General features: G+C 70.6%; 16 protein-coding genes. All 16 read right to left on the reverse strand.

The window, feature by feature from the left end; all coding sequences use genetic code 11:
• Positions 1–68 precede the first annotated feature (68 nt).
• Complete coding sequence (locus tag VGR06_RS13105) at positions 69–1,100, reverse strand: methyltransferase (protein ID WP_327559317.1); 1,032 nt, start codon at positions 1,098–1,100, stop codon at positions 69–71.
• Positions 1,081–2,313, reverse strand: coding sequence for an MFS transporter (locus tag VGR06_RS13110; RefSeq protein ID WP_327559318.1), 1,233 nt, complete (start codon positions 2,311–2,313; stop codon positions 1,081–1,083). Before VGR06_RS13110 ends, VGR06_RS13105 begins: the two co-directional genes overlap by 20 nt.
• Entirely contained in the window at positions 2,310–3,074 is a 765-nt protein-coding gene (locus tag VGR06_RS13115; RefSeq protein ID WP_327559319.1) for an SDR family oxidoreductase, read from the reverse strand. Before VGR06_RS13115 ends, VGR06_RS13110 begins: the two co-directional genes overlap by 4 nt.
• 41 nt (positions 3,075–3,115) lie before the next feature.
• Positions 3,116–5,062, reverse strand: coding sequence for an SDR family oxidoreductase (locus VGR06_RS13120; protein WP_327559320.1), 1,947 nt, complete (start codon positions 5,060–5,062; stop codon positions 3,116–3,118).
• Positions 5,059–6,546 (reverse strand): FAD-dependent monooxygenase, encoded by a 1,488-nt coding sequence (locus VGR06_RS13125; protein WP_327559321.1) that lies wholly within the window; start codon positions 6,544–6,546, stop codon positions 5,059–5,061. Before VGR06_RS13125 ends, VGR06_RS13120 begins: the two co-directional genes overlap by 4 nt.
• A 40-nt stretch (positions 6,547–6,586) precedes the next feature.
• Complete coding sequence (locus tag VGR06_RS13130; RefSeq protein ID WP_327559322.1) at positions 6,587–6,793, reverse strand: acyl-CoA carboxylase subunit epsilon; 207 nt, start codon at positions 6,791–6,793, stop codon at positions 6,587–6,589.
• Positions 6,794–6,804: 11 nt separating this feature from the next.
• On the reverse strand, positions 6,805–8,370 hold the full coding sequence (locus VGR06_RS13135) for an acyl-CoA carboxylase subunit beta (protein ID WP_327559323.1): 1,566 nt from the start codon (positions 8,368–8,370) through the stop codon (positions 6,805–6,807).
• 2 nt (positions 8,371–8,372) lie between these two features.
• A complete protein-coding gene (locus VGR06_RS13140; protein WP_327559324.1) occupies positions 8,373–9,308 on the reverse strand; it encodes an aromatase/cyclase in 936 nt (311 codons plus the stop codon).
• 21 nt (positions 9,309–9,329) lie between these two features.
• Positions 9,330–10,115, reverse strand: coding sequence for a 3-oxoacyl-ACP reductase FabG (gene fabG / locus VGR06_RS13145; protein WP_327559325.1), 786 nt, complete (start codon positions 10,113–10,115; stop codon positions 9,330–9,332).
• A 29-nt stretch (positions 10,116–10,144) separates the two neighbouring features.
• A complete protein-coding gene (locus tag VGR06_RS13150; RefSeq protein WP_327559326.1) occupies positions 10,145–10,411 on the reverse strand; it encodes an acyl carrier protein in 267 nt (88 codons plus the stop codon).
• 11 nt (positions 10,412–10,422) lie between these two features.
• A complete protein-coding gene (locus VGR06_RS13155) occupies positions 10,423–11,658 on the reverse strand; it encodes a ketosynthase chain-length factor (protein WP_327559327.1) in 1,236 nt (411 codons plus the stop codon).
• Between the two features lie 172 nt (positions 11,659–11,830).
• The gene (locus VGR06_RS13160; RefSeq protein WP_327559328.1) at positions 11,831–13,114 is read right to left on the reverse strand and encodes a beta-ketoacyl-[acyl-carrier-protein] synthase family protein; all 1,284 of its coding nucleotides are present in this window, start codon (positions 13,112–13,114) and stop codon (positions 11,831–11,833) included.
• 172 nt (positions 13,115–13,286) lie between these two features.
• Positions 13,287–13,616, reverse strand: a complete 330-nt coding sequence (locus VGR06_RS13165) for a TcmI family type II polyketide cyclase (protein ID WP_327559329.1) — start codon at positions 13,614–13,616, stop codon at positions 13,287–13,289.
• A gap of 20 nt (positions 13,617–13,636) precedes the next feature.
• A complete protein-coding gene (locus VGR06_RS13170; protein ID WP_327559330.1) occupies positions 13,637–15,400 on the reverse strand; it encodes an acetyl/propionyl/methylcrotonyl-CoA carboxylase subunit alpha in 1,764 nt (587 codons plus the stop codon).
• A gap of 81 nt (positions 15,401–15,481) precedes the next feature.
• Positions 15,482–16,192 carry a hypothetical protein gene (locus VGR06_RS13175; RefSeq protein WP_327559331.1) on the reverse strand — a complete coding sequence of 237 codons (711 nt, stop codon included), beginning with the start codon at positions 16,190–16,192 and terminating at the stop codon, positions 15,482–15,484.
• 327 nt (positions 16,193–16,519) lie between these two features.
• Positions 16,520–17,704 carry a right-handed parallel beta-helix repeat-containing protein gene (locus tag VGR06_RS13180; protein WP_327559332.1) on the reverse strand — a complete coding sequence of 395 codons (1,185 nt, stop codon included), beginning with the start codon at positions 17,702–17,704 and terminating at the stop codon, positions 16,520–16,522.
• Between the last annotated feature and the right edge of the window lie 506 nt (positions 17,705–18,210).

Raw genomic sequence — 18,210 nt, forward strand, 5'->3', positions numbered from 1 at the left:
CCGACTCCTCGGGCAGGCCTCCGGCCTACCCTCGTCGCCGGTGAGCCCTCACAGGTTTAGCGGGGGCCTCAGCGGTCCTTGTGGCCGATGACCAGGACGTCGTCGTGCAGGCCGGCGACCTCGGCGGTTTCCGGCCGGAAGCCCGCCTCCGCCAGCCAGCCGTGCAGCTGGCGGACGGAGTACTCGGCGCCGCCGTGGGACCAGACCAGCATGGCCAGGCCGGCCAGCACCGCGTGCATCGACGGCTCGTCCCCACCGGCCATCGGGTCGTAGACGAACACCGCGCCGCCGGGGCGGACCGCCTCGTAGGCGCTCGTCAGCAGCCGAACCCGGTCCGCGACGCCCCAGTTGTGCAGCACGTGGCCGAAGACGAGCACATCGGCCTCGGGAAGTCGGTCGGTGAAGAAGTCGCCGCCGTGGAAAGCGACCGTGGAATTGGCGCCGCCCAGCCGGTCCATGTGCCGCTTGAAGGCCGGCTCCAGCGGCGGCAGGTCGAAGACCGCGCCCTTCAGGTGCGGGTTCTGGGTGACCACCTGGTGCGCGAAGTTGCCGCGCGCCCCGCCGATGTCCACAAAGGACGAATAGCGGCTCCAGTCGAACCGGCTCATCGCCAGCGCGACCGGCGTGTTGAGCAGATCCATGCTGTCGAGGAAGCCGTCGGTGGCGTCGGCGTCCTGGTAGAGCGTGTCGTACGGATTGCCGTCGACCGCGGCGCGGTTCTGCGGCTCTCCGGTGCGCAGCGCGGTGGCCAGGCCGTCCCACGCGGGGTTCAGCTCCCGCTCGCAGAACCGCAGATAGCCGCCGATGTACTCGGCCCGGCCCTGGACCAGGAACCGGTCGGCGACCGCGGAGTTGGTGAACTTGCCGTCCCGCAACTCCAGCAGCCCGAGGTGGCTGAGCCCGACGAGGAGGTCGTTGGCGCCGAGCGGGACCAGGCCAAGGTCGCCGGCGAGCTCGGCGGAGGTCGCCGACCGGCCGGCCAGCTCGGTGAAGACGCCGTGCTCCACGGCGGCCAGCAGCATCCGCACCTGCCAGTGACCGGCCATGAGCCCCATGATCGGCCCGGGGTTGACGGACAACTCAGTCGTTTGAGCGGCCATTTCTTGACATCCTCCTTGTTGGGAAATTCAGGCGGGTGACCAGCAGCCCGAGCGCTCCGGCCACGGTGATGAGCGTCAGCGGCAGGCGCACGCTGTCGCCGTAGGTCAGCGTCAGCGCCACCACGGGCACCAGCACGCCGGCGCCGAGTTGGACGCACATCTGGTACAGCGACACGGCCGCCCGCAGGTCCGCCGCCCCGACCGTCGCCGTGGCCTGCATGTTCAGCGCCGCGAACGCGCAGCAGAAGCCGGCTTCGACCAGCAGCAAGGTCGGCAGCATGCCGGCCGCGTACGGGCTGCCCTCGGGCCGGACGAGGGAGAACCCGTAGCCGAGCAACGGAAAGAGCGCGCCGAGGGTGATCAGCCGGCCGGTCCCGTACCGGGCGATCAGCCGGCCCGCGAACGGCACGGTCAGCGCCAGCGGCACACAGGCGGGCAACAGGGCGAGCGCGGTCCGCCACGGAGTCCAGCCGAACTCGCCGTGCGCCTGGAAGGTCAGCAGCACCAGCAGGCTCTGGTAGGTGCCGTTGAGCGAGGCGGCGCCGAGCGCCGAGCGCAGCAGGCCGCGGTCCCGAAGCAGCGCGAGCCGCGGCGACCGGGCCGGGCGCTCGGCGGGGGCGCGCGGCAGCACGGACAGACCGCACAGCAGGAGCACGAACGCGACCGGCCCGGGGAAGACGAAGACCCAGCGCCAGCTCGACTCGACCAGCAGGCCGGCGAGGAGCAGCCCGGCGGTGAAGCCGGCCGCGCCGAACGACGCGTAGACCGACACGGCCCGCCGCCGCTGCGGCCCCTCGGGGAAGGTTTCGTTGATGATGGCCAGCCCGGCCGGTGCGGTCAGGGCCGCGCAGCAACCCTTGACGACGCGGATGGCGACGAGCGACGCCAGGCCACCGGCCAGCCCGCCGGCCACGGAAGCCACCGCGAACAGCAGCATCGCGCCCAGGTAGGCCCGCCGCCGTCCGGTCCGGGCCACGAGGCGCGGGCCGAGCAGCAGCAACGCGGCGAAGCCGAGCGCGAACCCGCTCATCAGCCACTGCACGCCCCACGGCGTCAGCCCGAGCCGGCCGCCGATCGTGGGCAGCGCGATGAGCACCACGGACACCTCGATGGCGTCGAGGAGCATGGTGCCGGACAGCACGAACAGCAGGGACCACCCGCGCGCGTCCCAGCGCTGCGGCGCAGCCGTGCCAGCCGGGGCGGTGTGACTCACCACGGCAGCACCTGCCCCTCGGGCGTGCCGTTCTCGCCCAGGAACACGGCGGTGGGCCCGTCGTCGTCGAGCGTCGCCAGCAGCACCGGGATGCGCGCGCCCTGCTCGGTGCCGAGCACCCCGTTGTGCCCGTTGATATCCGTGGCCACGAAGCCCGGAGAGGCGGCGTTGACGAGGATGCCGGTGCCGCGCAACTCGTTGGCGTAGGTCAGGGTCACCGCGTTGAGCGCGGCCTTGGAGGTGCTGTACGAGAGCATCGTCGGGAACTCGCCGGGCGGGTGCACGCCGGTCGGGTCGTGGTTCGCGGCGGCGGCCGCGAGCGAGCCGATCGCGCTGCTGACGTTGACGATCCGGGCGGAACCGGCCCGGCGCAGCAGCGGCAGCAGCGCGTTCGTCACCGTGATGACCCCGAACACGTTGGTCTCGTAGACCCTGCGCACCTGCCCGGCCGGAGTCTCGCTGGGGGCCTGCACGGGGCCGCCGATTCCGGCGTTGTTGACCAGGACGTGCAGCCGGCCCACCTCGTCCAGCAGCCGCTTGGCCGCGTGTGCCGCCGACGCCTCGTCGGTCACGTCGAGGTGCAGGAACCGCACGTCGAGCCCGCCGGCGCGGAGCGCGCTCTCGGCGGCCCGGCCGCGCTCCTCGTCCCGGGCGCCCAGGTAGACGACCAGGCCCCGCTCGGCGAGCTGCCGGGCGATCTCGCGCCCGATTCCCTTGTTGGCCCCGGTGACGACGGCGACGCGCTCGGTGTCGGAGGGCATGGCTTTCCTCTCCCGCTGGTTGGTTGGTCGGCCCGGGCCGTTCAGCCGAGCAGGGTGCCGCCGGTGGCGTCGATGAAGGCCCCGGTGATCCAGCGGGCCCCGTCGGTGGTCAGGAACGTGATGACGTCGGCGACGTCGCCGGCCTCGCCGATCCGTTTGAAGGCCGAGAACTGGGACATCGCCTCGACGGCCTCGGGGATGTCGAAGATCGCGCCGCCGTTGTTGGTGATGCCCGGCGCCACGCTGTTGATGGTGATCCCGCGCGGCGCGAGGCGGCGGGCCAGATGGAAGGTCAGCTGCTCGATGGCGCCCTTGGTCATCGAGTAGGCGAGCTGGTCGGGATTGGCGGTGCGGGTCAGGCCCGAGGAGATGTTGACGATCCGGCCGCCCTCGGGCATGAGCTCGAGGGCCCGCTGCACGATGAAGTACGGCGCCTTGGCGTTCACGGCGAAGTAGCGGTCGAACTCCTCGGGGGTGAGATCCTCGGGCGCCTGGCCGGTCGTGGTCACGCCCGCGTTGTTGACCAGGATGTCGAGGCGGCTCTCCCCGGTGCGCTCCTTGAGGCCGCGCTCCAGGCCCAGGAACAGTTCGTGCATGTCGCCGGGGACACCGAGCTCCGCCCGGACCGGGAAGGCGCAGCCGCCTTCCTTCTCGATGAGCGCGACGGTCTCGCCGGCCGCCAGGTCGTTGGTCGCGTAGTGCACGGCGACCAGCGCGCCCTCGCGGGCGAGCCGGATGGCGGTCGCCCTGCCGATGCCGCGACTGGAACCGGTGACGAGAGCGGTCTTGTCGGTGAGCCTGTCCACAGTTGACCTTCCGGGAATGAGGGTTGTCGAGACGGGTGGTCGCGGTCGTTCCTGAACGTCCAGACCGCTGATCATGCTGGCGAGGTGGCGGCGGACGGTGCCGAGCTCCAGCAGCTCGCCGAAGACCGCCCGCAGCGCGGTGACCTCCTCGCCACCGAACAGGAGTTGGGCTTGTGCCTGGATGTTGGCCAGCGTGCGGGCCCCGGCCGGATGCCGTTCGGCGTGGTAGCCGGCGAGCAGCCCGGGCCTGGCCCGCCCGGTGGCCGCGTGGGCGAGTTTCCAGCCGAGGTTGGCCGCGTCCTGCAGGCCGAGGTTGAGCGCCTGCCCACCGACCGGCAGCTGGCTGTGCGCGGCGTCGCCGGCGAGCAGCACCCGGCCCCGCTGGTATTCGGTGACCTGCCGCGCGGCATTGCCGAACCGGTTGAGCCAGAGCGGCCGCCCGTGGCCGACGTCCTCTCCGGTGACGGCGGCCCAGGCCGCCGCGACCTGACCGAAGTCGAGGTCACCGGCCGGCGGGTCGCCGTACCTGTGGACCATCAGCCGGGTGGTCCCGTCGGGCCGGCGATAGGCGGTGGCGATCCCGTTGCGGAAGCGCTGCAGGCGCCGGTTGTCGATGGCTATGCCCGCCACGTCGGCGCGCAACATCTCCTTGTCGGCGTCGCGTCCGGCGAAGTCGAAGCCGGCGAGCCGGCGCACCGTGCTGTGCTCGCCGTCGCAGCCGACCAGGTAGGCGGAGGTGAGCTGGTACGGCGGCCCGTCCGGCCCGCGCACCTCGACCCGCACGCCGTCGCCCGTCTGAGCCAGACCGGTCACCGTGTGGCCGCGCCGGATCTCGGCGCCCAGGTCGAGCGCGTACCGCTCGAGCCCGACCTCGAGGCGATTCTGCAGGCATTCCCACTGACCCGCGTAGGGATGCTCCTCGTCAGCGGCCGCGAGATCGAAGCGCAGACCGCCGAAGTGGCCGGGGCCCACCGCGGGAAGCTCGCCCAGCCGGGTCAGCAGGCCGCGATCGGCGAAGATCTCCATGGTCCGGGCGTGCAGGATGGATGCCCGCGACTCGCTGGTCGGCTCGGCCAGCTGTTCCAGTACGAGCGCACGCGCACCGTTGGTGTGCAGTTCGGCCGTGAGGAACAGCCCGACGGGTCCCGCGCCGACCACGATGACATCGGCGTGCCGCGTCATCGGCGCGGTCGCGGCCGGGTGGCCGGGCCGAACCAGCGAGCCAGCGCGGAGCTCAGGCTCTGGCGGTTGCCGGGTGCGGCCCACGCGACGTAACCGTCCGGACGCAGGAGCACGGCGGTGGTGCCGGCCAGCGGGCTGTGCTCGGGTAGCGCGCCGGCGGTGCCGGTCACCACGTCGACCCGGTCCCGCCAGTCCTGTGCGCGGCGGCGGAGCATGGCGTTGCCGGCGAGGTCGAGGAGCACCCCGCGGCCCGGACGCAGCAGCTCGGTGCTGCTGGTCGTACGGGCGCCGGCGGTCAGCGGCAGGTGCGGCATCCGCCGGCCGAGCACCGGGTTGGTGCCACCGCCGACGTCGTAACGGATGTCCAGGCCACTGACCTTGGCGGCCAGGTGCCGGGCGACCTCGGGATACCCGATCAGCTCGGACAGGACGGCACGCAACGGCTGGACCTCGGCGCCGCCCAGCACGAGCAGGCTCTGCGCCTGGGTGTTGGCGAGCATTCGGGCACCTGCCTCGTGGCGCTCCGTGTGGTACGTGTCGAGCAGTGACTCGGGCGCATCGCCGCGCAGCACCGCCGCCAGCTTCCAGCCGAGGTTGTACGAGTCCTGAATGCTGGTGTTCATGCCCTGGCCACCCGCGGGCAGATGAACGTGCGCGGAGTCGCCCGCCAGCAGCACCCGACCCCTGCGGTACTCGGTGACCTGCCGGGTGGCGTCGCCGAAGGCGCTGACCCAGACCGGCTCGGCATGCGAGATGTCGATGCCCGTGAATCGTTTCCAGAGGTCGGCGACCTCGGCGAAGGCGGGCGGCTCGGTACGCCGGCGCGGCGGAATGCCGCGCTCGCCGACGATCACGCGGTGGATCCCGCCGGCCAGCTTGGCGACCATCACGAAGCCGCCGCCGACCTGCTGGCCGGTCATGCGCGGTTCCAGGTCCACGCCGCGCAGGTCGGCGAGGAGCATCTCGGTCGTGGCGTCGGTTCCCGGGAAATCGAACCCGGCCGCCTTGCGCACGCCGCTGCGGCCACCGTCGCAGCCGACGAGATAGCGGGCCCGGATCTTCTCCACACCGTCGGGCCCGCTCGCCGTGACCGTCACGCGGTCACCGGTGTCGTCCAGGGACCGGAACTCGTGCCCGCGCCGGATGTGCGCACCGAGTTCGGTCGCCCAGGCCTCCAGGGCTTCCTCGGTGACCGACTGTGGCACCGTGCGGGCCGCCTGATGAGCCGCCCCGAGGACGCCGATGTCCAGCGGCAGGCCACCGAAGTGACCCATGGTGCTGGTCTGGTACTCGCCGAGCCGGCGCAGGAGTCCGCGCTGGTCGAACACTTCCATGGTGCGGACGGTGAAACCGATTCCCCGGGATTCGCCGGTGCGCTGCGGAAACCGTTCCAGCACCATGACGTCGATTCCCGCGAGGCGAAGCTCCCCGGCGAGCATGAGCCCGGCCGGACCCGCACCGACGACGACCACCGAAGCGTCCATGAATTTCTCCCAACGAACCGCACCAATGAGTAGTGACTGTTCAGCGACGGGCCGACTGCCAGGTCCGGGGACCCTCGAAGCCGCCCACCCGCTCGGGCCGGTGCCATCGCGCGACCGCCGGCTGCTGCCCGCCGGCGGCGTCGCCGGGCGGAGCGGCCAGGACGAGCAGCGCCACGGTGAGCGCGGCCAGTTCCTCGGTGCTCGGATTTCCCTTCACCACGCGCAGGCCGGGAGTGGTCGGGCGCATCGCGGCCCCGGCTACTGCGGCGGGTTGCCGTGCTTGCGGCGCGGCAGGTCGGCGTGCTTGGCGGACAGCATCGCCAGCGCCCGGCACAGCATGGCCCGGGTGTCCCGCGGGTCGATGACGTCGTCGACCAGGCCCCGTTCGGCGGCGTAGTAGGGGTGCACCAGCTCGTCGCGGTATTCCTCGATCTTCCGCCGGCGCGTCGCCTCCGGATCCCCGGCGGCGGCGATCTCCCTGCGGAAGATCACGTTGGCCGCGCCCTCGGCGCCCATCACCGCGATCTCGTTGGACGGCCAGGCGAAGCTGAGGTCCGCGCCGATGGACCGGGAGTCCATCACGATGTACGCGCCGCCGTACGCCTTGCGCAGCACCACCGAGATCCGGGGCACGGTCGCGTTGCAGTACGCGTACAGCAGCTTCGCGCCGTGCCGGATGATGCCGCCGTGCTCCTGGTCCACGCCCGGCAGGAAGCCCGGCACGTCGACCAGCGTGACGAGCGGAATGCTGAAGGAGTCGCAGAACTGCACGAAGCGGGCGCCCTTCTCGCTCGCCCGGACGTCCAGCACGCCGGCCATCGCGGCCGGCTGGTTGGCGACCACGCCGACCGCATGACCATCCAAACGGGACAGTGCGCAGACGATGTTGGGCGCCCAGTGGGCGTGCACCTCCAGGTACTCGCCGTGGTCGACGATCTCCTCGATCACCTTGCGCACGTCGTAGGCGCGGTTGCCGTCGGCCGGGACCAGGTCCGGCATCGTCTCGCAGCGCCGGTCCGCCAGGTCCTGGCCGCGCACCGGCGGCGGCAGTTCCCGGTTGTTGCCCGGCAGCAGGGACAGCAGGTAGCGGACGTCCTCGAGACAGGTTTCCTCGTCGTCGTACACGAAATGGGAGACGCCCGAGACGGTCGCGTGCACGTCCGCGCCGCCCAGCCCGTCGTGGCTGATCTCCTCGCCGGTCACGGCGTGCACCACGTCCGGGCCGGTGATGAACATCTGCGACGTGCTCCGCACCATGAACACGAAGTCGGTCAGCGCCGGGGAATAGGCCGCTCCGCCCGCGCACGGGCCGAGCATCACACTGATCTGCGGGATCACCCCGGACGCCCTGGTGTTGCGCACGAAGATGCCGCCGTAGCCGGCCAGCGCGCTGACCCCCTCCTGGATGCGGGCGCCCGCCCCGTCGTTCAGGCTGACCAGGGGGGCGCCCGCGGCGAGGGCCATGTCCATGATCTTGTGGATCTTCTGGGCGTGCGCCTCGCCCAGCGCTCCACCGAAGATCCGGAAATCGTGGGCGTAGACGAAAACCGTCCGGCCCTCGACCGTTCCCCACCCGGTGACCACGCCGTCGGTGTAGGGACGCTTGCGCTCCAGGCCGAATCCGGTCGCCCGGTGCCGGCGCAGCGGCTCGACCTCGCAGAAGCTCCCCTTGTCCAGGAGCAGGTCGACCCGCTCGCGGGCGGTCAGCTTGCCCTTGTCGTGCTGGCGTTCGGTGGCCTTCGGATCCGGCCCCTCCTGGGCCAGCTCCTTGAGCCGCCGCAGCTGGTCCAGCCGTTCCGCCACGTCGGGCACGGAGGCCGTCATGGTCAGCGCCTCGCCTCGGCGTAGGCCTTGGCGTGGCCCAGGGTGGCCAGGCTGTTGGTGCTCAGCGCGCTGTGCACGAACTCGCGGGCCTCGGCGACGGTGGCGTCGTCGCCGAGGATCCGCGGGATGTTCCCGGTGTTGAGCACCACGGTGTGCTGCGAGGACGCGGTGACGCCGCCGCCGGTCTCGGTGAACGTCCAGTAACCGGTGTGCAGCGTCATGAGCGCGGGCAGGGTCACCTGCTTGTAGGCGATCTTGTGATGCGGGAACGTCACCCGGTACGACTTCGTGGTGTGCACCGAACCGTCCTTGGCCCGGGTGTCCATCTCCAACGTCTGCAGACCGGGGGGTTCCTCCGCCATGGTCACGCTGGCCACGTGCGGCAGCCGCTCGGCCCACCGGTTCGCCTCGTTGATGAAGTCGTAGACGTCCTTGGCCGCGCCGTCGACGGCGACGGTGTCCTCGAAGGAGAAGGTGACCCCGGTCGCGGCGTGCGCGCGTTCCACGTTGGTGCGCAACGCCGCCAGCTCCGAGCGGGAGTTGCGGTCGACCGCGTCGTCGATCCACTTCAGACCTTCGGGGTCGTCGTCGACCGCCCGGTAGTCGTGCAGGAGCCAGATCCGGGACTCCATTGTGGACACCGGTTCGATGATCCAGGCGCCGCCCATTTCGGCCACCGGCGGGGTGGACACCTCCTGGCGGAAATCGATCCGCAGGTTCTCGTGGTCGAGGACGCGGCGCGACGTCCAGTTCTTGGCCTCGCCGTTGGCGGTCGCCCAGATCCGGATGCGCTCCTCCTGGTCGCCCTTTTCCACGTGGTCGACGTAGATGGTCGGCGGGAAGATCTGCGGCCAGTTCTCCACCTCGGCGATGAGCCGGTACACGGTATCGGCCGGGGCGGCCACCGTGATCTCGTGCTCGACCTCACGAACGGTCATGGTCAGCTCTCCTCGCGAATGTCAGAAGTTGCCCAGCCCACCGCAGACGTTGAGCGCCTGGGAGGTGATGGCGGCCGCGGCGTCGGAAGCCAGGTAGCCGACGAGACCGGCGACCTCCTCCGGGGTCGAGTAGCGGCCGAGCGGGATCTTGGCCTGGAACTTCTCCAGGACGGCCTCCTCGGTGGTGTTGTACACGGCCGCGTAGCCTTGCCGAACCCGTTGTGCCATCGGGGTTTCCACATAGCCGGGGCAGACCGCGTTGACGGTGATGCCGGTGGGCGCCAGCTCGTTGCCCAACGCTTTGGTGAAGCCGACGACGCCGTGCTTGGAGGTCGAGTACGGCGCGCCGAGCACCACGCCCTGCTTGCCCGCCGTGGAGGCGATGTTGATGATGCGACCCCGGTTCTTGTGCCGCAGCCCGCCGGCGTTGAGCACCTCGCGGGTGACCCGGAAGACGCTGTTCAGGTTGGTGTCGACGACGTCGTCCCACAGCTCGTCGACGATGTCGGCGGTGACCCCTCCGCCGCTGCGGCCGGCGTTGTTGACCAGCACGTCGACGGTGCCGAACCGGTCGACCGCGGCCTGGACGAAGGCCCGGATGCCGTCCACCGAACGGACGTCGACGGTGGTGCCGTCCACTTCGAAGCCCTCGGCCTGCAGTTGCTTCACGGTCGAGGCGACGTTGTCGGCGGTGCGCGCACCGATGAACACCCTGTGGTTCTGCACGGCGAGCAACCGGGCGACGGCGAGGCCGATCCCGCTGGTGGCCCCGGTGACCAGAGCGACCCGCTTGTCCTGATGTGTCATGTCTTCTCCAGTGATCCGGTTCGGATTCGTCAGCGCGCCACGGCGGACAGGCGGGCGTTCACGGCCTCGACCAGCGAGCGCGGAGTGTGCTCGATGTCCAGCACGTCGTCGTCGAGCGCGATGCCGTATTCGCGCTGGATGCGGCTGCCGGTCTCGAGCAGGGCCAGCGACTCGTAGCCGAGCGACTCGAAGGCGGTGTCGCGGATATCCCCGTCGAGGTCGACGGACTCATCGGCGCCAGCCGCCGCCCGCAAAATGCGCCGCAGATCATCAAGCGTGAATTCCCTGGCTGTCACAGCGATTCCTTTCAGCTTCGGCGGGTCTCAGCCGGCCGACCAACTCGGACGACCATGGCGGAGTTGAAGCCGCCGTGGCCGCGGGCCAGCACCAGTGCCGTGCGCACCTCGGCGGCGCGCGGCTGGCCGACGACCAGGTCCAGGCCGTACTCCTCGGCCGGCTCGGTGTTCACGGTGGGCGGGATCAGACCGGCCTCCATGGCGAGGAAGGTCGTCGCCAGGTCGAGCGCCGCGGCACCGGAGTACAGGCACCCGGTCAGCGTCTTGGGCACGGTGACCGGAATCCCTCGGGGACCGAAGACCGCGGTCAACGCCTCGGCCTCGATCCGGTCCAGCTCGGGAACCGCCGCGCCGTCGGCGAAAACCACGTCCACGTCGCCCGGCCGCACACCGGCGTCGGCCAGCGCGAGCTCGATCGCCTTGCGCAGCGTGGGCGGACGTCCACTGCCCGGCCGCGGATCGAACGTGGCGCCGTAACCGGCGATCTCCCCGTAGACCTTCGCCCCGCGGGTGCGGGCCACGTCCTCCCGCTCCAGCACGAAAAGCGCGCCGCCCTCGCCCGGCACGTGTCCCGCGGCCCGGCGGTCGAAAGGCAGGTAGGCACTGGCCGGATCGTCCCGGGTGCTCAGCCGGCCGCCGGCCATCTGGGCCACCCACCCCCAGGGACAGAGGGAGGCGTCGACACCGCCGGAGACGACCAGCGGCGTGCCCTTGCGGATCTGGCGACGTGCCTGTGCCACCGCGTCCAGGCCGCCCGCCTGATCGCTGACGACGACGCCGCTCGGGCCCCGCAGGCCGTGGCGAATGGAGATCTGGCCACTGTTGACCGCGTAGAACCAGGCGAAGGACTGGTACGCGCTGACGTACTCGCTGCCCTGGCTCCACAGCCGCTGCAGCTCACCCTGGCCGAACTCGAACCCGCCCGCCGCGCTCGCGGTGACCACGCCCATGTCGAATCCGGGCAGCTCCTCCGGACGCACTCCGGCGTCGGCCAACGCCCAGTCCGCGGCGACCAGCGCGAGCTGGGTCATGCGGTCGGTCTGCGGCAGCAGCCGGTTCGGCAGATGATCCCGGGCCGTGAAGCCGTGGATCTCTCCGGCCAGCCGGGACGGGTACCGGGAGGAGTCGAACCGGGACAGGACGCCGATGCCACTCTTGCCGATCCGGGCCGCCGACCAGTAGTCCTGAGCCCCGAGCCCGTTGGGCGCGACCACGCCCAGCCCACTCACCACCACGGGTGCGCTCATGCCGTGTCCTTTGTCTCGGGAATGTTGGCCCTGGTCTTCGGTCCACTTGGGTGTCTGGTCACCAAGACCACTCCTCGGGCAGACCGTGTTCCACTGGGGCAAGCCCCAGACCCAGTTCCTCGGGCCCGCCTCGTCGCGGTGGGCCAACTCCCTCGATCCGGCATTCGCAAGCTCATGCCGGGCTCATTTCGGGTCGGGCCAGCACCATGGCGCTCTGGAACCCGCCGAACCCGCTGCCCACGGTCAGCACGGCATCCGTTCTCCGCTCCCGGGCGGTGATGGGCACGTAGTCGAGATCGCATTCCGGGTCCGGCGTGTGCAGGTTCGCGGTGGGCGGCACCACGTTGTGCGCCATGGCGAGGGCCGACGCGGCTATCTCGATGGAGCCGATGGCACCGAGGGAGTGGCCGACCATGGACTTGATGGAGCTCACCGGTGTCGCATAGGCATGGTCGCCCAGGCTTTTCTTGAACGCGGCGGTCTCGTGCCGGTCGTTCTGCTTGGTGCCCGAGCCGTGCGCGTTGATGTAGTCGATCTCCCGGGGGTTCATCCGCGCCTCGTTGAGCGCGACCCGGATCGCCTCGGCCATCTCCTCCCCGTCGGGGCGAAGCCCGGTCATGTGGTAGGCGTTGCTGCGCGTCGCGTATCCGGCGATCTCCGCGTACGTGCGGGCGCCCCGGCTGCGGGCGCTGTTCAGCTCCTCGAGAACGAAGAAGGCCGAGCCCTCGCCGAGGACGAACCCGTTGCGGGTGCCGTCGAAGGGGCGGGAGGCCCGCTCCGGCTCGTCGTGCCGCGGCGTGGTCGCCTTGATCGCGTCGAAGCACGCCAAGGTGATCGGCGAGATCGGCGCGTCGGTGGCCCCCGCGATCATGATGTCGGCCGATCCCTCGCGGATCAGCTCGGCGGCATAGCCCACCGCGTCGATGCCCGAAGTACATCCCGTGGACACCACCACGTTCGGCCCTTCGGCGGCTACCGCCCAGGCCACCTCGGCCGCGAACGAGCTGGGCACCAGGTAGTTGTAGAGGTGCGGGACCACGTACCGGTGGTCGACCAGGTCCAGCCGGCCGCCGTCGCTGACGATCCGGTACTCCTGGTCGAGCCCCATCGTCGCGCCGACCGCCGTGCCGACGGTGACTCCGACGCGGTGCGGGTCGCCGGCCGCCAGGTCGAGGCCGCTGTCGGCGAGGGCACCGCGAGCGGTGACCACGGCGAACTGGGCGGCCCGGTCCATCCGCCGGATCTCCTGCGGGCGCAGGCCGTGCGCCTCCGGATCGAAGTCGATCTCGGCGGCCACCCGGGACCGGAACGGGGACGGATCGAAGAAGGTGATTCCCCGGGTCGCCGTGCGGCCCTCGGTCAGCAGCGCCCAGAAGGCGTCGATGCCGACGCCGCCGGGTGCGAGCACCTCCATGCCGGTGATCACCACCCGCCGGCGGTTCGCACGCTCGCTCATGCGATGTCCTTCAACTCGGGAATGTTGGCCGATGTCGTGGGTCGCCTTGGCTGATGGGTCACCGGACCGCTCCTCGGGCAGACCGTGTTCCACTGGGGCAGGCCCCAGACCCAGTTCCTCGGGCCTACGTCGTCGCGGTGGGCCAACTCCCTCGCCCGGCATTCCGCAGGCTTCATGCCGAGGCCTCCCACCGGTAGAAGCGGGTGGCCATGGCGTCAGCGGGCGACCGCCAGGTCGCCGGGTCGTACGGCTGGATGAACGGCTTCAGGTCATCGCTGATCTTCACGAAGCGCGGATCCGTCCTCGCCTGCTCGATGAGCTGCCCGCCGTTGTCCGCGTCGAAGTCCTGGAGGTGGAAGTACAGTCCCTGGTAGTGGAAGAGCTGCCGCCGCCGGGTTCCCATCAGGTGCGGCATCTCGGTGGCGTCGAAGTCCTGGAACAGCCTGGCCACGTCGTCGTTCGCGCCGAGATCCATCCGGGCCACGATCAAAGTGCTGTGCACGCGTTCTCCTCCGAAGATGTTCAGTCCTTGATTTCGCAGATGACGGCGCCGGAGCTCACCGTGGCGCCGACCTGCGCGGCGAGAGCCTTGACGGTGCCGGCGCGGTGGGCGTGGATGGGCTGCTCCATCTTCATGGCCTCCAGGACGACCACCAGGTCTCCGGCGACCACCCGCTGCCCGTCCCCGACGGCGACCTTGACCACGGTGCCCTGCATCGGCGAGGCCAGTGCGTCCGCGCCGGTGAACGAGATGCTCTTCGCCGTGGCTCGTCGTGGTCGGGTGCCGCCGGACGCGGGAAGGTCCGCCGGTGCACCGAAGGACGAGGGCAGCGAGACCTCCAGGCGTCTGCCCTCGACCTCGACCACGACCGTGGCCCGGCTCTCGGCTCCGCCCTCCGCACTCGCCGGATTCCCGAACGGCGCGATCCGGTTGTCGAACTCGGTCTCGATCCACCGGGTGTGGACGGTGAACGGCTGGGCGCAACCGTGGACCTCCGGCGCGAAGGCAGGATCGACGACCACGGCGCGATGGAACGGCAGCACGGTTGCCGTGCCCTCGACGGCGAACTCGGCAAGCGCCCGGGCGGCGCGCCGCAGGGCCTGTTCACGGGTGGCACCGGTCACGACCAGCTTGGCCAGGAGGGAGTCCCAGGCCGGGCCGATCACGCTGCCGGTTTCGGCTCCCGCGTCCAGTCGCACGCCCGGCCCCGAGGGCGGAGCGAACCTCGTGACCGCGCCCGGGGCGGGGAGGAAGCCGCGGGCGGGATCCTCGGCGTTGATCCGGAACTCGATGCAGTGGCCGCGCGTGGGCGGGTCGCCGTAGCCCAGCTCCTCGCCCTCGGCGATGCGGAACTGCTCGGTGACCAGGTCGATCCCGGTGATCTCCTCGGTGACCGGGTGTTCGACCTGCAGGCGGGTGTTGACCTCGAGGAAGGAGGCGGTGCCCTCGGCTCCGACGAGGAACTCCACCGTGCCCGCCCCGACATAGCCGGCTTCCCTGAGGATCGCCTTGGAGGCACGGTAGAGCCCGGCGGTCTGCGCGTCGGTGAGGAACGGAGCCGGAGCTTCCTCGACCAACTTCTGATGGCGGCGTTGCAGCGAGCAGTCCCGGGTGGAGACCACGACCACGTTGCCATGCGCGTCGGCCAGGCATTGGGTCTCCACATGCCGGGGCCGGTCCAGGTAGCGCTCGACGAAACAGTCGCCGCGTCCGAACGCGCCGGTGGCCTCGCGGACCGCCGAGTCGTACAGCTCGGGAATCTCCCCGAGCGACCGGGCGACCTTCAGACCTCGTCCACCGCCGCCGAACGCCGCCTTGATGGCGACGGGCAGACCGTGTTCCTCGGCGAACGCGACGACTTCCGCCACACCCGAGACCGGATCAGCGGTACCCGCCACCAGCGGAGCGCCGACCCGCCGGGCGATACGCCGGGCCGCCACCTTGTCCCCCAGGGCGCGGATGGCCTCGGGCGGGGGACCGATCCAGGTCAGGCCGGCGTCGACGACGGCCTGGGCGAACTCCGCATTCTCCGACAGGAAGCCATAACCGGGGTGAACCGCGTCGGCGCCCGACGCGGCCGCCGCACCCAGGATTCTCGGCACAGCGAGGTAGCTGGCGGCAGGGGTGTCGCCGCCCAGCGCGTAGGCCTCGTCCGCCATGCGGGCATGCGGGGCGTCCCGGTCCGGCTCGGCATAGACGGCCACGCTCGCGATCCCGGTGTCCCGGCAGGCCCGGACGATACGCACGGCAATTTCACCGCGATTGGCGATTAATACTTTTCGCACGGGAGAAACTCCTGACCGACCGTGGAAAAAGAAGGCGAATGTCAGATCCAGGTCAGACCGAAGGAGGCCCCGTTCTCCGGCCTACTCCTGCTGCGTGACCCGGGCCTTGCGCCGGCTGAAACTGCCGTGCACGTCGTTCTCCGCGTAGTACGTGCGGCCGTCCCGGGTGATACGGCGCCAACTCTGCTCGCTCGCGAGCCGGTAGACCGTTCCGGTCGGTGTGCTCCACAGCCGGGCGATGTCAGCCGCGGCGAGCCAGCGTTCCTCGGCGGGTGCGGACTGCCGCATCTCCCGGCGCAGCCGGGTCCACTGGGACCCGTCCCAGGTGTGCTCGGGATCGACACCGCACCGCACCCGCGTCCCCGCACCGGCCCGGCTGGCCCGCACCGTCGCGGTGAGCACGCCGTCGCAGTCCGGCAGCACGCAGGAGCCGACGACGATGCGCTTGACGGAGTCGGGGTAGGCCGCGCGACGGGCCATCGTGACCGTCCGCGCCATCTCCGCGCTCGCGTCGGCCACCACCGGGTGGGACAGCAGCCAGGTGAGGTTGGCCAGCAGGAAGTCGGCCAGGACGGCGACCTGCCGCGCGGGAGCCGGAACCCGGCGCTGATCGGTGACGAGACCGCTCCACGACGCGAGGGTGGTGAGGATCTGCATTCGGGCCTCGGCCGCGAAGTCGTTCAACACCAGCCCCGGGGCCGGCCCGCCGGTGATCTTCTCGCGCAGCCCACTGGCCGCGCCGCTGCCGAGCACCGCCCCGCACTCCGCGTACAACCGCGGCAGTTCCCGCATCGCCTCGGCGAGGCGGCTCCGGCAAGCCGCGCACAGCCGCTGGCCTTCAACCGCCTGCCGGCGCTCGCCACCGTTGCGGGCCGCTCGGTGGCAGCCGTCACCGTCGCATGGCTCTCCATCGAGATTTACCGGTTCCATCATCCCCCGTTTCCCGCGTCCGGATTCGGTGACGAAGCACCGGACCTTGACACCTATGTTCTTCGGAAGGCATCCCGGTATCAAGGGGAGCAAGCTTGAGAAGAAAATCCAGATCGGCAGGATTCGGGCAAGTGTCTTTGCGTATTTGCAAGCGAGTGTCAGGTCCAGGTCACGCGGGACACGCCCGGGCTAGAAGCGGGCGCCGAGGTCGGCGTTGTTGACCGGCACCAGGAAGTTGGTGTGCGGTATGGAGCCGTCGGACGCCCGGGGGCCGGTGATGGTGGACGGGTTGGTGCTCTGCAGCGACGCGTCGTTCCAGGTGCCGCCGTTCCAGGAGTTGCCGGAGCCGGTGGAGGCGCCGAGCTTGACCGCGGTGCCGTTGCTGACCGAGAGGTTGCGGGTCAGGGTCGACCGGGAGTCCTCGGTGTCGAAGCCGGTGCCGGTGTTGTGCCAGGCGGTGCTGTGGTCGAGGTTCATCGAGCCGGGGTTCTTGTTGTCGATGAAGCCGCCGGCGGTGTTGTTGAACGCGATGCTGTTCCGCACGATGTGGTTGGCGGCCATGGGAGTGTCGCCGCCGCCGAGCTTGAAGCCGTTGCCGTCGCCGGAGAAGTTGGGGAAGTTCCAGCGGTTGACGCCGTTACCCCAGGCGACGCTGTTCTGGATGGTGATCGGCGAGAGGAACTCCCAGGCGTCGAAGCCGTCGTCGACGTTGTTCCACAGCCGGGCGCCGCGCACGATGTTGCCGGTACCGGAGCCTTCCTTGATGGCCAGGCCGTCCGCGCTCTCCCCGTTCTTGCGCGGGTCGCGGTTCATGAAACTGTCCAGGTTGAGGATCTGGTTGTTGCTGGACGTACCCTGCAGGTGCAGCCCGCTCTCGTAGTTGTCGTGCGTGCTCAGCCGGTCGAAAATGTTGTTGCTGGCGTTCCGGCCGAAGATCGCGTACGGCCCGTTGACGATCTCCAGGTTGGTGAACGTCCAGAACGACGCCTCCAGGTGGATCACCCCGCGCTCGCCGTTCGGGATGCTCCCGCCCACCGGAGCCGGCGTGTTCGGCATCTGCTCGCCGTCGAGGATCGCCCGCTCCCCCGGGAAACTCGTCATCGTGTACCGCGCGCTGGACGTGCCGCTCTTGACCACCTGGATGTTGCGCGTCGGGGCGTACCGGCCGGCCCGGATACTGATCGTGTCCCCGGCGTGGGCGAGGTCCACGGCGCGCTGAACCGTCTTCAACGGCTGAGTCACGGTCCCCGGGGCCGCGTCGTCACCATTGGTGGCCACCACCAGCGTCACCGCTTGGATGCCCACGTCCGCGATCGCCGGAACCGGCAGGAACCCAGCCACGGCAACCACTCCGGCCGTCACCCAACGTCGCATGTCCGCGCTCCCTCGCCTGTGCCTACTTGGTTGACGACGTTAGGCAGGCGGGCGTGCACGATCACGGCCAATGCGTGGACAATTGCGGAGAGATCGCCGGTTCGGGGTTGGTTATGGTGCGCGGCTTCGGGGTTGGTCAGGGTGTGGCGCTTCGGGGTGGGTTCGGGGGCGGCGCGCATTGTGCGGGGTCGCCCCTCCGGCCTCAAGGGCGCCTGCGGCGTCGGCTGCGCCGATCGCGGCCAGACGCCTCGAAGTGCGCAGTTCGGCAAAAGTCGGCCGCGACCCTTGACCCCGGAGCCTCTGCGACCCCTGGGGCCGCGCACAGCGCGGGCAGGGCGGACGCCCTGCCCCCCACCCGCGCACCGCCCCCGAACCCCAACAAGCCGTAGCACCCCCATTCACCCGAAAGAGCAAAACCAACGACCAGAAATGTCGGTGCAACCCGGTAGAATCGAGATATGCGAAAGGCGCTCGACCTCGACACCCTCCCCGGCGGGAAACACCTC

The sequence above is a fragment of the Actinophytocola sp. genome (assembly GCF_036002505.1).
GTDB lineage: Bacteria > Actinomycetota > Actinomycetes > Mycobacteriales > Pseudonocardiaceae > DASYTH01.

Excerpts from the sequence above, each read along its gene's own strand:
- VGR06_RS13130 (WP_327559322.1), bottom strand. The coding sequence starts at position 6,793 with ATGCGCCCGACCACTCCCGGCCTGCGCGTGGTGAAGGGAAATCCGAGC.
- VGR06_RS13180 (WP_327559332.1), bottom strand. The coding sequence starts at position 17,704 with ATGCGACGTTGGGTGACGGCCGGAGTGGTTGCCGTGGCTGGGTTCCTG.
- VGR06_RS13125 (WP_327559321.1), bottom strand. The coding sequence starts at position 6,546 with ATGGACGCTTCGGTGGTCGTCGTCGGTGCGGGTCCGGCCGGGCTCATG.
- VGR06_RS13160 (WP_327559328.1), bottom strand. The coding sequence starts at position 13,114 with ATGAGCGAGCGTGCGAACCGCCGGCGGGTGGTGATCACCGGCATGGAG.
- VGR06_RS13135 (WP_327559323.1), bottom strand. The coding sequence starts at position 8,370 with ATGACGGCCTCCGTGCCCGACGTGGCGGAACGGCTGGACCAGCTGCGG.
- VGR06_RS13175 (WP_327559331.1), bottom strand. The coding sequence starts at position 16,192 with ATGCGGGAACTGCCGCGGTTGTACGCGGAGTGCGGGGCGGTGCTCGGC.
- VGR06_RS13120 (WP_327559320.1), bottom strand. The coding sequence starts at position 5,062 with ATGACGCGGCACGCCGATGTCATCGTGGTCGGCGCGGGACCCGTCGGG.
- VGR06_RS13115 (WP_327559319.1), bottom strand. The coding sequence starts at position 3,074 with ATGCCCTCCGACACCGAGCGCGTCGCCGTCGTCACCGGGGCCAACAAG.
- VGR06_RS13155 (WP_327559327.1), bottom strand. The coding sequence starts at position 11,658 with ATGAGCGCACCCGTGGTGGTGAGTGGGCTGGGCGTGGTCGCGCCCAAC.
- fabG (WP_327559325.1), bottom strand. The coding sequence starts at position 10,115 with ATGACACATCAGGACAAGCGGGTCGCTCTGGTCACCGGGGCCACCAGC.
- VGR06_RS13140 (WP_327559324.1), bottom strand. The coding sequence starts at position 9,308 with ATGACCGTTCGTGAGGTCGAGCACGAGATCACGGTGGCCGCCCCGGCC.
- VGR06_RS13105 (WP_327559317.1), bottom strand. The coding sequence starts at position 1,100 with ATGGCCGCTCAAACGACTGAGTTGTCCGTCAACCCCGGGCCGATCATG.